Annotated in this window: 13 protein-coding genes; 3 read left to right on the forward strand and 10 right to left on the reverse strand. The window is 65.2% G+C overall.

Annotated features, from left to right (window positions below):
• The first annotated feature begins 136 nt into the window (after positions 1 to 136).
• Positions 137 to 961: a flagellin gene (locus AAG799_RS08855; protein ID WP_297687649.1), complete on the forward strand. Its 825-nt coding sequence runs from the start codon at positions 137 to 139 to the stop codon at positions 959 to 961.
• Positions 962 to 1,005: 44 nt separating this feature from the next.
• Here AAG799_RS08855 and AAG799_RS08860 read toward each other — a convergent pair whose 3' ends face one another.
• Both AAG799_RS08860 and hemN read right to left on the reverse strand, forming a co-directional pair.
• On the reverse strand, positions 1,006 to 2,091 hold the full coding sequence (locus AAG799_RS08860) for an alkene reductase (RefSeq protein ID WP_341895462.1): 1,086 nt from the start codon (positions 2,089 to 2,091) through the stop codon (positions 1,006 to 1,008).
• 91 nt (positions 2,092 to 2,182) lie between these two features.
• Positions 2,183 to 3,553 (reverse strand): oxygen-independent coproporphyrinogen III oxidase, encoded by a 1,371-nt coding sequence (gene hemN, locus AAG799_RS08865; RefSeq protein ID WP_341895463.1) that lies wholly within the window; start codon positions 3,551 to 3,553, stop codon positions 2,183 to 2,185.
• A 220-nt stretch (positions 3,554 to 3,773) separates the two neighbouring features.
• On the opposite strand from hemN, the gene AAG799_RS08870 reads away from it, so the two are divergent.
• Positions 3,774 to 4,328, forward strand: coding sequence for a hypothetical protein (locus AAG799_RS08870; protein ID WP_341895464.1), 555 nt, complete (start codon positions 3,774 to 3,776; stop codon positions 4,326 to 4,328).
• Positions 4,321 to 4,896, forward strand: a complete 576-nt coding sequence (locus AAG799_RS08875) for a hypothetical protein (RefSeq protein WP_341895465.1) — start codon at positions 4,321 to 4,323, stop codon at positions 4,894 to 4,896. The genes AAG799_RS08870 and AAG799_RS08875 overlap by 8 nt, the downstream gene beginning before the upstream one ends.
• Before the next feature lie 220 nt (positions 4,897 to 5,116).
• Here AAG799_RS08875 and AAG799_RS08880 read toward each other — a convergent pair whose 3' ends face one another.
• From AAG799_RS08880 to AAG799_RS08915, 8 genes are all read right to left on the reverse strand, one after another.
• Positions 5,117 to 6,409, reverse strand: a complete 1,293-nt coding sequence (locus tag AAG799_RS08880) for an NAD(P)/FAD-dependent oxidoreductase (RefSeq protein ID WP_341895466.1) — start codon at positions 6,407 to 6,409, stop codon at positions 5,117 to 5,119.
• A 13-nt stretch (positions 6,410 to 6,422) separates the two neighbouring features.
• Positions 6,423 to 6,743: a hypothetical protein gene (locus AAG799_RS08885; RefSeq protein WP_341895467.1), complete on the reverse strand. Its 321-nt coding sequence runs from the start codon at positions 6,741 to 6,743 to the stop codon at positions 6,423 to 6,425.
• Positions 6,744 to 6,846: 103 nt separating this feature from the next.
• Positions 6,847 to 7,749, reverse strand: coding sequence for a DMT family transporter (locus AAG799_RS08890; RefSeq protein WP_341895468.1), 903 nt, complete (start codon positions 7,747 to 7,749; stop codon positions 6,847 to 6,849).
• A 36-nt stretch (positions 7,750 to 7,785) separates the two neighbouring features.
• The gene (locus AAG799_RS08895) at positions 7,786 to 8,553 is read right to left on the reverse strand and encodes a hypothetical protein (protein WP_341895469.1); all 768 of its coding nucleotides are present in this window, start codon (positions 8,551 to 8,553) and stop codon (positions 7,786 to 7,788) included.
• Positions 8,554 to 8,557: 4 nt separating this feature from the next.
• The gene (locus AAG799_RS08900; protein WP_341895470.1) at positions 8,558 to 9,286 is read right to left on the reverse strand and encodes an SDR family NAD(P)-dependent oxidoreductase; all 729 of its coding nucleotides are present in this window, start codon (positions 9,284 to 9,286) and stop codon (positions 8,558 to 8,560) included.
• Positions 9,287 to 9,320: 34 nt separating this feature from the next.
• Positions 9,321 to 10,778 carry an amidophosphoribosyltransferase gene (purF, locus tag AAG799_RS08905; protein WP_341895471.1) on the reverse strand — a complete coding sequence of 486 codons (1,458 nt, stop codon included), beginning with the start codon at positions 10,776 to 10,778 and terminating at the stop codon, positions 9,321 to 9,323.
• A gap of 58 nt (positions 10,779 to 10,836) precedes the next feature.
• Positions 10,837 to 11,493 carry a CvpA family protein gene (locus AAG799_RS08910; protein WP_341895472.1) on the reverse strand — a complete coding sequence of 219 codons (657 nt, stop codon included), beginning with the start codon at positions 11,491 to 11,493 and terminating at the stop codon, positions 10,837 to 10,839.
• A 2-nt stretch (positions 11,494 to 11,495) separates the two neighbouring features.
• On the reverse strand, positions 11,496 to 12,377 hold an 882-nt coding region (locus AAG799_RS08915; protein ID WP_341895473.1), incomplete at its 5' end, for a magnesium chelatase domain-containing protein.

Below are 12,377 nucleotides of genomic sequence, written 5' to 3' on the forward strand. Positions count from 1 at the left end.
AAATTTTCCTATCACGTTGTAACGGCAGGTTTCTTCCGTCGCTTCGCGATTGTTGGCGTGGTGGCCGGTTTCTAGGGTGGCGCGGCTGAAAGGTCGCCATGACGGCGGCTTCGATCCTAGAAAGGGACTGTTCATCATGACGAATTCAGTCAACACCAATATCGGCGCGCTGGTTGCCCTGTCCTCGCTGCGCGGCGTCAATTCCGAACTCGACACCACCTCCAAGCGGGTGCAGACCGGCTACAAGGTGGCCGATGCCTCCGACGATGCAGCGGTCTTCGCCGTCGCCCAGGGCATTCGCGGCAATATCAAGGCCTATGCCTCGGTGCAATCCTCGCTGGCCGCCGGTGAGGGGCTTGGCCAGGTGACGGCCTCCGCACTCACCGGCATTTCCGACCTGATTGGCGACATCAAGGCCAAGTTCGCCAACCTGGCCGACGGTTCGCTCACCTCCGACCAGCGCACGGTCTACCAGAATGACGTGAACCAGCTGGTCAGCCAGATTCAGAACTATATCGGCCAGGCCACCTATAACGGCAAGAACCTGCTGACCGCCGATACCTCGGTCACCTTCGTCGCCGATGTGTCGGGCACCACGCTCACCCTGCAGACCGGGTCATCGCTGTCGGCGGCGGCGGCCAGTTTCTCCAGTATGTTCACCGGCGGTTACACCGCAGCGTCGAATTACAGTTCGGCCATGGCCGATCTCGGCACGCTGGAAACCCTGGTCAATTCGATTTCGGCGCAGGTGGCGGCGCAGTCGCGCTCGATCACGCTGCAGAAGGATTTTGTCGACGATCTCGTCGATGCCACCAAGACCGGCCTCGGTGCTCTGGTCGATGCCGATGTGGCGGCCGAAAGCGCCACGCTGCAGTCGCTGCAGGTGCGCCAGCAGCTGGCGATCCAGGCGCTGTCGATTGCCAACCAGCAGCCCAATACGCTGCTCAGCCTGTTCCGTTAAAACCTGCTTCGGATATGGAAAGGGGGCCTTGCGGCCCCCTTTTTTTATTCTGCCGTCGCCTCAAGCGCCGGATAGTCGGTATAGCCCTCGGCGCCGCCGCCATAGAGCGTGGCGCGGTTCAGCTCCGCCAGCGGCGCATCGCGGCGCAGGCGCTCCACCAGGTCGGGATTGCTGATGAAGGGGCGGCCGAAGGCGATCAGGTCGGCACGACCATTGGCCAGGGTGTTGTCCGCCAAGGCGCGATCATAACCGTTGTTGCTGATCCAGGCGCCGCGATAGCGGCTGCGCAGCGCGCCGTAGTCGAAGGGCAGGTTGTCGCGCGGACCGCCGGTCGAACCCTCGATGACATGGATATAGACCAGGCCGAGACGATCGAGCTGCTCGACCACGTAATTGAACAGCGGCTGCGGGTTGCTGTCGGCAGCGTCATTCGCCGGCGTCACCGGCGAGATCCGGATGCCGGTGCGTTCGGCGCCGATCTCCTGCACGATGGCCTGGGTGACTTCCAGCAGCAGGCGGGCGCGGTTCTCGATGCTGCCGCCATATGCATCCGTGCGCTGGTTGATGCCGTCGCGCAGGAACTGGTCGAGCAGATAGCCATTGGCGCCATGAATCTCGACGCCATCGAAACCGGCGGCAATCGCGTTGGCCGCGCCCTTGCGATAGCCCTCGATGATGGCGGGCAGCTCGTCCAGCCGCAGCGCGCGCGGTTCAGACACATCGGTGAAGGTGCCGCCCACGAAAGTCTTGGTCTTGGCGCGGATTGCCGATGGCGCCACCGGCGCCTGGCCGCCGGGCTGCAGATCCACATGGCTGACGCGGCCGACATGCCACAGCTGCAGGACAATCCGGCCGCCCTTGGCGTGCACGGCATCGGTCACGCGCTTCCAGCCGGCGATCTGTTCTGCTGAATGGATGCCGGGGGTGTCCTGATAGCCCTGGCCTTCCGGCACCACCTGGGTGGCTTCAGCCACGATCAGGCCGGCGGCGGCGCGCTGCGCATAGTATTCAGCCATCAGCGCGGTCGGCACATTGCCGGCACCGGCGCGATTGCGGGTCAGCGGCGCCATCACAATGCGGTTCGGCAGGGTGATCTTGCCGAGGCGATAGGAATCAAACAGTCCGGTCATGGGAAATCCATTGCGAGAAAAGGGAAGGCACGGCTACAGAAGGTGCGCCGCAGCGAAAAATCAAGCGTGATGGCGGTTACAGTCCGGTGAGTCACGCTGCGGCATGGCGCGGCGGTGCCGCGGCATTCTGTTGCTGCAGATAGCTGTCGAAGGCGGCGCAGACTTGGCGCACCAGCGGTCGGCCGGTTTCGGGGATGCGCAGTTCATAGCCCTGACGTATGACGATGCCGTGGCTTTCCAGCAGCGCAAGGCGCGGTAGGTCGGCGTCGAAAATGTCTGGCGCCATGCCATGCTGCGCGGTCAGCGCGGCAAGATCGACCTGCAGATGGCACATCAGCTGCTCGATCACGGCGCGGCGCAGGATGTCTTCCGCATTCACCGCGCGCATGCGGGCAACCGGCAACTGCCCGGCCTCCACCGCGGCGCGCCAGCCGGCGACGGCGGGAATGTTCTGCGCATAGCCTTGCGGCAGCGTGCTGATCGCCGAGGGGCCGAAGCCGAGCAGCACCTCGCCGGTCTGCGTGGTATAGCCCTGGAAATTGCGGTTGAGCTGGCCGGCGGCGGCCTGCTGCGCCAGCGCATCCTGCGGGCGGGCGAAATGGTCGAGGCCGACGCGGCAATAGCCGGCCTCGGTCAGGGCCTGCGCCGCCGCAGCCTCCTGCGCAAAGCGCGCGGCGGTGTCGGGCAGGGTCGCTGTGTCGATGCGGGCCTGATGCGGCTTCATCCACGGCACATGGGCATAGCCGAACAGCGCGATGCGGTCGGGCTGCAGGGCGAGGCTGGCGCGCACGGTGTCGGTGACATTTTCCACCGTCTGGCCCGGCAGGCCGTAGATCAGATCCAGATTGATCGAATTGATGCCGGCGGTGCGCAGGGCATCGGCGGTGCGGGCCACCACATCCAGCGGCTGGTGCCGGTTGATCGCCGCCTGCACGCTTTCATCCAGGCTCTGCACGCCAAGGCTGGCGCGGTTGATGCCCAGCGCCTTCAGGCCCGGCACCAGGCCGGCCTCGAAATGGCGCGGATCGATCTCGATGGCGATCTCGGCATCGGGCATGGCATCGAAATGGCGGTGCAGGGTTTCGGCCACGCGCTGCAGGCCATCGCCGCCCAGGATGGTCGGCGTGCCGCCGCCGAAATGCAGGCCGCTCAGGCGCGGGCGCGCCGGCAGGTGTGGCACGACCAGATCGATCTCGCGCAGTAGCAGCGCCAGGAAGCGCTCCAGCGTGGCATTGCCTTTCAGCACCTGGGTGTTACAGCCGCAATACCAGCACATCTGCCGGCAGAAGGGCACATGCACATAAAGGGCAAAGGCACTGTCGGCGGGCAGCGCGTCGAGCCAGCCGCGCCAGCCGGCATCGCCGCTGGCGGGCTGGAAATGCGGCGCGGTCGGATAAGAGGTGTAGCGCGGCACGGGGCCGATGCGGGCGGCGAGGGCGGCAAGGCGGGCGGAATCGGACATGGCCACAGTGGAGCATGGCCCGGGGACGGCGGCTTTGACCTGGCTCAAAGCGATCCTCCGGTATCGCGGATAAATTTTCTAAATCATTGATTTTTATATATTAACTATGATTATTGGCAGATGTGACGCGATTGGGGGTTGTTCAGAATTAACCGCTGGGCAATAAGCAACTAGTAATAGAATTCCCACACTCAGAAGTTCTGGCCGCCACCGCCCCGTCATGACCATCGTCGACATCGCCATTGCGATCATTCCCGGGATCATCCTGCTGCTGGCCATCGGCATCGGTGGCGATGCCCTGTCGCGCGTGGTGAAGAACATGGCCACCAACCACCATGGCGTGGCGCGACTGAATGCCGAAACCGAAGCCGCGCGCCACACCTATCTCGACAAGGCCAGCGATCTGGCCGCGCGCAACAAGGAACTGCAGGGCATTGAGTCGCAGTATCACGGCGTGTTCCGCGAGGCGCAGGCCCTGCGCCATGCCGAGCAGGCCCTGCAGGACCCGCAGAACAGCACCGTCTTCGAGATCGGCCGCCCCACTGCGGAAGCCACCGGCTGGTATGCCAAGATACTGCTGCACCGCAAGCACGCGATGTTCAACGGCCTGGGCACCACGTCTACCAATGCCGATGGCTATCGCATGGGCCGGCTGGTGATCTGGGGCGTCGATGGCGATACCGCGCGCCAGCTCTGCCGCCAGCGGTTCAGCAAGGAGGCCTCGGTGCTTTCGATCCAGGCCTTTCGCGGAAAGCTGAAGCGCGCCGATGTTTGATTTCAATTTCGATGTGATGTCGATCGCCTATGTGCTGGTGCTGGCCGCCAACCTGGCGCTGATCCTGCTGGTCGGCAATCTGACCTTCGAGCGCGCCCGCGATGCCTGGTCATCGGTTGCCAGCCGCACGCGCTATCTGCAGTCGGGTCTCGACCAGCTGCGCACGGCGGCCGAGCATGCCGAGGCGCAGACTGTCGAGGCTGCCAAGGATATCGCAGCGGCGAAACAGAAGCTCGCCAATGCCGAGGTTGAACTGGCCGCGCTGAAAAAGCGCCATGCCGAGGAAAAGCTGCCCTTCGTCTATCGCGTCACGCCGCCGGAGAATTTCGATCCCGGCGGCATGATCTGGGAATTCATCGCCCATCACGATAATGAAGGCATGAAGGAAACCGATCCTGACCACCCGGCGCGCCAATGGACCAACGGGCGGTTCTATCTGGTACAGGCCGCGACTCAGAAGGCGGCGATCCGCCAGCTCGAACGGCATCTGCCGGATTCAGAGGGCTTCCGCCTCGCGCTGGTGAAGAATCACGGCGACGTGATTGCCAGCTTTGCCGAAGCGGTCTGACGCCCTCGCAGAATACGGGTTGTATGACGGTGCGGTGAAGGTTGCAGGCCGCTGCGCCACCGGCCTCAGGCTTTGTGACCACGATCACATCACCCCTGACAACGGCATGGAATAACAACAGGGTCAGCGTCGAGGGATGACCCTCGTGTTCCCCAACTGAAACCCCGGAGCTTCGTGCCCCGGGGTTTTTTTGTTGGTGTCGTCAGTCTGTCTGCCGGACTCAGCCAAACGTGTCGGCGATGATGCCGGCATACCAGCCGAGCGTGAAATCGGCTTCGGCCTTGCGCTGGGCCGCATTGGCATTGCCCGGCGACACTCCGCCGGAGCTGGGCACTTCCGCCACGCCCTGCGGGCCGGGGCGATAGGTGCCGGTGACCGAGATGCCATAGTCCGGCGTCACCAGGCTGTAGCAGGTGTTGTGGAACACCGCGGCCGGTACGGCCGTGCCACGCAGGCCGGCCGCCACATGGGCCGCCACCACCTTGGCCTGGCTGTTTGCGGCGGTGCCCGACTTGGGCATGGCGCCGGCAATCGAGGCATCGCCCAGCACATAGACATTGGTGGCCTTGCGCGAGGCGAAGCTGGCGGGATCGACAGCGCACCAGCCATTCGATTCCGCAAGTCCGGCATCCAGGGCGATCTTGCCCGCCGTCTGCGGCGGGATGATGTTGACCACGGCGCCTTTCTCTTTGCCGAAGCCGGCCGTCACCGTCATGTTTTTCGGATCGACGCTCTCCACCTTGCCGCCATCCTTGCCGGCCACCCAGGTGATCATGCCGGGATACTGGCTTTCCCAGCCGGCCATGAACAGGCCCTGCTTGGAGAAGGCATCCTTGGCATCCAGCACCAGGATCTTCGACTTCGGCTTCTTGGTCTTGAGATACCAGGCGATCATGCTGACGCGCTCGTAGGGACCGGGCGGGCAGCGGAACGGATTGGCCGGCGGCGCCACGATCACCGTGCCGCCATCGGGCATCGCTTCCAGCTGCTTGCGCAGCAGCAAAGTCTGCGCCCCGGCCTTCCAGGCATGCGGCATCACGGTGTTGGCGGCCTGCTCGTTCCAGCCGGCCACGCCGCCAAAGTTCAGCTCGATGCCGGGCGCCACCACCAGGCGGTCATAGGGCAGGCTGCTGCCATCCTTCAGCCGCACGCTGCGCGCCGTGGTGTCGACCGCGCTGGCTTCGCCGCGCACCAGGCGCACGCCATGGCGCTGCCGCAGCGGATCGCGCCGGTGCGTGATGCTGGTGATGTCGCGGATTCCGCCCAGCACGTAATTCGAGAAGGGACAGGTGATGTAATTCGCATCGCGCTCGACCAGCACCACATCGGTGTCGGGCGAGAACAGCTTGATGTAGCGCGCCGCCGTGGCGCCACCGAAGCCGCCGCCGATCACGACGACGCGGCCGGCAGCGGCTTGCGCGCGGGCGATATGGGGGATGGCGAAGCTGCCGGCTGCGATGGTGGCGCCGGCCAGAATCTGGCGCCGCGAGAATTTGGGAGAGAAGCTGCTCATGGTGATATCTCCCTCAGTTCTTTGACAGGTAATCAGCGAGCGCCTTCAGCTGCTCGTCGGAATAGCCGCGCGCGATCCGCCCCATGATGGTGTAGGGCCGCTTGTCGGTCTTGAAATCGATCAGGGCGCTGTAGAGCGCGCCGGCATCGGCGCCATGGATCGGCGGCATGGTCGGCGACACATAGGTGGCGCTGCCGTGGCAGACATTGCAGGCCTGCGCGGCCAGCACGGTGTCGTTCACGGCGGCGATCCGCTGTTGCGCCTGCGTCGGCACGGCAGCGGTCATCAGGCAGGCCATGGCAACGCCGGCCAGGCCAAGGAATGGGGCACGCATGATATTTTCCTCCCGTTTCACCCTACGCAGGGCAGACTAAGCGGGTGGCCTTATTTTATCAATTCAATATGTTGATGGTCTTTATATACACTATATAAGTGTTTTAATCCGCATGCGGCCGGTTGGGCTCGCCCGGGCCGGCCCCGCTGCGGGCGGCCAGCAGGATGGCCGCGATGATCAGTCCGGCCCCAACCAGCATGGTGCCGCTCAGCGCTTCATTATAGGCCACGACGCCGACGATCAGCGCGGTCACCAGCTCGCTGGCGCCGGCCACCGCCGTGCGCTCGGCACCGGCCAGCGGCGCACCATAGAGCAGCAGGCCCAGGGCGAAGACCGTGCTGAGCAGCGCCAGTGCCACGGTCGCGCCCCAGCCGGCCATGCTCGTCGGCATGGTGATACCGCCATCCATGATGATGCCCAGCACCAGCATGGCAATCAGGCCGCCGAGGAACACGCCGCCCAGCCGCACCGGGATCGCCACCCGGCTCAGGCGCTTGGCGGCGATATGCACAAACAGCGCATAGGCGGCCGGCGGCACGAAGGCCATGGCGATGCCGGTCATGTCGATGCTGTCACCAAAGCCGGCCGGCGCGAGAATCAGAATCGCGGCCAGCAGCACCAGCAGGGCTGCCAGCGCATTGGGCCAGGTCAGTTTTTCAAGGAACCCCAGCCAGCCGATCAGGATGGTGAACAGCGGATAGGTGAACAGGATCAGCACCGTCAGCGCGACGGTCAGGCGCTGCAGCGCCAGGAAGTAAAACAGATTGATGCCCATATAGCCGGCGCCGGCCAGGATCGCGACCAGCGTGTCGCGCTTCGCCGCCAGCAGGCGTGGCAGGAATGGCAGCAGGCAGAGGAAAGCGATGCCAAAGCGCCAGCTCAGCAGCGACAGCGCCGGCAATCCATCGGCATAGGCCGTGCGGGCAAACAGCGGCATCAGGCCGAAGCCGATGGCACCGAAGGCGACCAGCGCCATGCCGGCGGCGGGAGATTTTGCGTTCATCATTTCATCGCCATGCCGTGCCATGACGGACGGAGACTCTCAGGCCGTCGCAAATGTCATCGTGATCGGCGTCATGCCGCTGATGCTGCCGGTCAGCGTGGCACCGGCCTTGAAGAAGCGCAGGCCGGTGAAGGCGCCAGTGGTGACGATCTGGCCCGGCTGCACGCCGCCGCAATGATGGCATTCACGCACCAGGTCGGCCAGCATGCCAAACGGCGTGCCGGTGTTCAGCGTCGCGGGGCCGCCGCAGACTTCCACGCCATCGGCCACCAGCTGCACGATGGGCTTGTCGAAGGCTTCCGCGCGCCAGCCTTTGGGCAGCGGCGTGCCGTAAATGAGTCCGGCATTGAGCTGGAAATCGGCCAGGCGCCAGAGCGGGCTCGCGGCCTGCGGATCACTCAGCCGGCTGTCGACCACCTCGAAGACCGGCAGCGGCGTAACGGCGGCCGCGAGCTTCGGCATGAAGTCCGGATCGTCGGCGGCGGGCAGGGCGGCATCGATGCGGAAGCCGACTTCGAGTTCCAGGCCGCGCAGGCGTGTTTCTGCCGGCAGCCTTGTGTCAGGGGCCGGACGGATCAGGTCGGCGCGGATCGGCGAGCAGATCAGCGGCTGGCCGGCAGCCGAGCGGCCCACCTTCCAGGCACCGACGGTGCTGTTGAGCGAATTCATCACGCCGGACTGGATCTCGTAGGCTTCCGTGATGCTGCGCGGCTCGCTGGCCTCATCGGCCTCCACCAGCGGACCGCCATTGCGGGCGGCCAGCAGGCGGGCAATCACATCGGCATGGCGGGACGGGTTTGCGGGCATCGTGTCAGGCCGGCTTGCCGATGCCGCAATAGTCGCGGGCGGAAATCCATTCGCCATGATGCGTGCAGCCGGCTTCGGCCAGCGCGACAAAGACTTCCATGATGTCTTCCGGCTTGGGCAACGTCTTCGGGTCTTCGCCGGGGAAGGCTTCGGCGCGCATCTTCGACTGCGTGCCGCCGGGATTGACCAGGTTCACCTTGATGTTGCTCTGCGCCACTTCCTTGGCATAGCCCATCACCATGGCATCCAGCGCGGCCTTGGAGGCCGCATAGGCACCCCAGTAGGCGCGGATGTCGCGCGCCACGCTGGAGGTGACAAACAGCGCGCGGCCCGATGGCGAGGCGAACAGCAGCGGGTGCACGGCGCGGATCAGGCGCTGGTTGGCATGCACATTGAGCTTGAACACCTGTTCCCACAGGTCCGGCGGATACTGGTGCAGCGGCGTCATGCGGCCGAAGATGCCGGCATTGCCGACCAGGATGTCGATCCTGCCGAACCGCTCCAGCAATGGTGCGGCCAGGCCGTCGATCATTTCGGTCTTGCCGAGATCCATCGGCACCAGCGTGGCGGCACCGCCGGCGGCGCGGATCTCGTCATCCAGTTCTTCCAGCGCGCCCGCGGTGCGGGCCACGCAGATCACATGGGCGCCTTCGGCGGCATAGCGTTTGGCAATCGCGGCGCCGATGCCGCGGCTGGCGCCGGTGATCAGCGCAATCCGGTCCTTGAGACGCATTCGTGTCGGTCTTCTATACGGTGGTGGAGATCGCTCAGCCGGTTTCGGCGAGCAGGGTGAGCTGGCGCGGACCGCGGATGCCGCGGTTGACTTCATCGGTCAGGCCGATCGGATAGTCGCCGGAGAAGCAGGCATCGCAGAAGGCCGGCTTCAGCGGATCGCGGGCCGGCTGGCCCATGGCGCGATACAGCCCTTCCATGTTGAGGAAGGCGAGGCTGTCGGCCTTGATGAACTTGGTCATCTCTTCGATCGAATGGGTGGCGGCCAGCAGCTTGGAGCGTTCCGGCGTATCGACGCCGTAGAAGCAGCTGTGGGTGGTCGGCGGCGAGGCGATGCGCATATGCACTTCCTTGGCACCGGCTTCGCGCACCATCTCGACGATCTTGGTCGAGGTGGTGCCGCGCACGATGGAGTCGTCCACCAGGATCACCCGCTTGCCCTGGATATAGGCGCGGTTCGCATTGTGTTTCAGCTTGACGCCGAGATGGCGGATCTGATCGGTCGGCTCGATGAAGGTGCGGCCGACATAATGGTTGCGGATGATGCCCAGCTCGAACGGGATGCCGCTCTCGGCTGCATAGCCGATGGCGGCCGGCACGCCGCTGTCGGGCACCGGGATCACCACATCGGCATCGATCGGATTGGTGCGGGCCAGCTCGGCGCCGATGCGCTTGCGCGACTCATACACGCTGAGGCCTTCGACCTGCGAATCCGGCCGGGCGAAATAGATGTATTCGAAGATGCAGAAGCGGCGCTGCACCGGCGGGAAGGGATGCAGCGAATGGATGCCGTCGGCATCGATCACGATCAGCTCACCCGGTTCGACATCGCGCACGAAATCGGCGCCGAGGATGTCCAGCGCACAGGTTTCCGAGGCCAGGATCGGACAGCCCTTGAGATCGCCCAGCACCAGCGGACGCACGCCCCAGGGGTCGCGCACGCCGATCAGCTTCTTCGGCGTCAGCGCCACCAGCGCATAGGCGCCTTCCACCTGCTTCAGCGCGTCGATCACGCGATCGACCACGGTGGCCTTGCGGCTCAGCGCGACGAGATGGGTGATGACCTCGGTGTCCATGGTGGACTGGAAGATGCTGCCCTTGGCGACCAGGTCGTCGCGGATCATGCGGGCATTGGTCAGGTTGCCGTTATGGGCCAGCGCGATGCCGCCCAGTTCCAGATCGGCATAGATCGGCTGCACGTTGCGCAGCAGCGTGCCGCCCGAGGTGGAGTAGCGCACATGGCCGATGGCGCTGTCGCCGGGCAGTTCGCGGATCACCTTTTCGGAGGAGAAGTTCGGCGCCACATGGCCGAGCGCGCGATGGATGTTAAAGCGCCCTTCGTTATAGGCGACGATGCCGGCGGCCTCCTGGCCGCGATGCTGCAGGGCATGCAGCCCGAGCACCGTGTTGGCTGCGGCATCTGGCGTGCCGAAAATGCCGAAGATGCCGCATTCTTCATGCAGCTTGTCATCGTCAAAGGGGTTCGTCTGCATGTTTAACGGCTCCATCGCCACGGTGCGTACTGGGGGCCCATCGTGGCTTGTGGCGGCTTCAAGGTTTGTCCTGGGTGCGGATCAGACTCTCGATGCCCTGGCGTTCCTCGGTCTTATAGCCGGTTTGGCCGCGCGAGTCAGTGCCGCTGCCCGGGTTTGTATGGGCTGGAATCGGCGTAGACAGCGGTCCGGTCGTCTTTTTTTCCGGCGCCCGGGTCGGATCGATCTGGCGCAGGATCATTTCGGCCCCCCAGGTATAGCCGATCACCGCCAGCGGCCGGGTCCGGGCCTCGGCCAGCCAGGCCGGCTGGGTCGGCACCGGGATCAGGCGATCGACGATCCACCAGGCAACCACCACGATCAGCGCTCCGCGGGCCAGGCCGAACAGGAAGCCCAAAGAGCGGTCGACGGCGGAAATCGCCGACGCCCGCCGGACCTGCTCGGAAATCCAGTGAGTCAGGATCGAACACAGAATCAGGGTCGGCAGGAACAGGGCGATGCCGGCCGCGATATCGGCGAAAATCCGTGACTCGATATAGGTACGGGCAATCTCGCGGGCAAGGGGGAAGAAGAAGTAGGTCACCGCCAGGGCTGCCACCCAGCCGACGATCGACAGCACTTCCTTCACAAAGCCGCGGAACAGCGCCAGCAGGGCCGACAGCAGCAGGATGACGATGACGATCAGGTCGACGATGTTGATCGGCAGCGACGTCATGCTTATTCCTCGTCCCCGGTCCAGTTGCTGCGGTCGCGCCCGGCATTGGCCCGCTTGGCCGCTGCCCGGGCGGCGGGGAAGAGTTCGACCAGTTCGTTCAGCCGCATCAGCTCGCTCGTCCCGATATCCTTGACCTTTGTCTTGGCCCCGGCCGGCATCACGGCATGGGTGAATCCAAGCTTGGCCGCTTCCTTCAGCCGCGACTCCGACTGGCTTACCGGCCGCACTTCGCCGGCCAGACTGACCTCGCCGAAGAACACCGTGCGCTCCGGCGCCGGACTGTCGGCCAGCGCCGAGAGCAGGGCAGCGGCCACGGCCAGGTCGGCGGCAGGCTCGACCACCCGCAACCCGCCGGCGACGTTGAGATAGACGTCGCAGCCGGAGTAGCGCAAGCCGCAGCGGGCGTCCAGCACGGCGAGCACCATGGCCAGCCGGCCGGAATCCCAGCCCACCACGGTGCGGCGCGGTGTCGCAAGCGGCGAGGGGGCGACCAGGGCCTGAATCTCGACCAGCAGCGGCCGGGTGCCTTCCATGCCCGCGAAGATGGCGGAACCGGCTACCGGCTCGCCCTTGCCGGCTTCCGAGCGGCCGAGGAACAACGCCGAGGGATTGGACACCTCGGCCAGGCCGCCATCGGTCATGCTGAAGACGCCGATCTCGTCAGTGGCGCCGAAACGGTTTTTCACGGCGCGCAGGATGCGGAACTGGTGGCCGCGCTCGCCCTCGAAATACAGCACGGTATCGACCATATGCTCGACCACGCGCGGGCCGGCGATCTGGCCGTCCTTGGTGACATGGCCGACCAGGAAGACGGAGGCATTCGACTGCTTGGCCACGCGCACCAGCTCATGGGCGCAGGCGCGCACCTGGTTCACCGTGCCGGG

Source organism: Ferrovibrio terrae (genome assembly GCF_943371255.1).
Lineage (GTDB): Bacteria > Pseudomonadota > Alphaproteobacteria > Ferrovibrionales > Ferrovibrionaceae > Ferrovibrio > Ferrovibrio terrae_B.